The sequence below is a fragment of the Photobacterium sp. DNB22_13_2 genome (genome assembly GCF_052873915.1).
Genome location: NZ_JBNNXU010000078.1, coordinates 1 through 329, shown reverse-complemented (window position 1 = coordinate 329; position 329 = coordinate 1). Strand labels below are relative to the sequence as shown.

General features: G+C 51.1%; 3 tRNA genes. All 3 read left to right on the top strand.

Features of this window, described 5'->3' with window-relative positions:
• Nucleotide 1: 1 nt before the first annotated feature.
• The 3 genes from ACVA58_RS27860 to ACVA58_RS27850 all read left to right on the top strand — a co-directional run bounded on the left by ACVA58_RS27860 (nucleotide 2) and on the right by ACVA58_RS27850 (nucleotide 324).
• Nucleotides 2–86 (top strand) — tRNA-Leu (locus tag ACVA58_RS27860).
• Nucleotides 87–123: 37 nt separating this feature from the next.
• Nucleotides 124–198, top strand: a tRNA-Gln gene (locus ACVA58_RS27855).
• A 41-nt stretch (nucleotides 199–239) separates the two neighbouring features.
• Nucleotides 240–324 (top strand) — tRNA-Leu (locus tag ACVA58_RS27850).
• Nucleotides 325–329 lie beyond the last annotated feature (5 nt).

The following is a 329-nucleotide window of genomic DNA, read 5'->3' as shown; positions in this document are numbered from 1 at the left end:
TGCGGAAGTGGCGAAATTGGTAGACGCACCAGATTTAGGTTCTGGCGCCGCAAGGTGTGAGAGTTCAAGTCTCTCCTTCCGCACCATTCTCTCTGGTATCAAGTCTCTGTAAAGAGCATCTGCAGGTCTATCGCCAAGCGGTAAGGCAGCGGCTTTTGATGCCGCCATTCCCTGGTTCGAATCCAGGTAGACCTGCCATATTAAACTTAACGACGTTCTTCGGATCATTCGGTAAGTATGCGGAAGTGGCGAAATTGGTAGACGCACCAGATTTAGGTTCTGGCGCCGCAAGGTGTGAGAGTTCAAGTCTCTCCTTCCGCACCATCTTT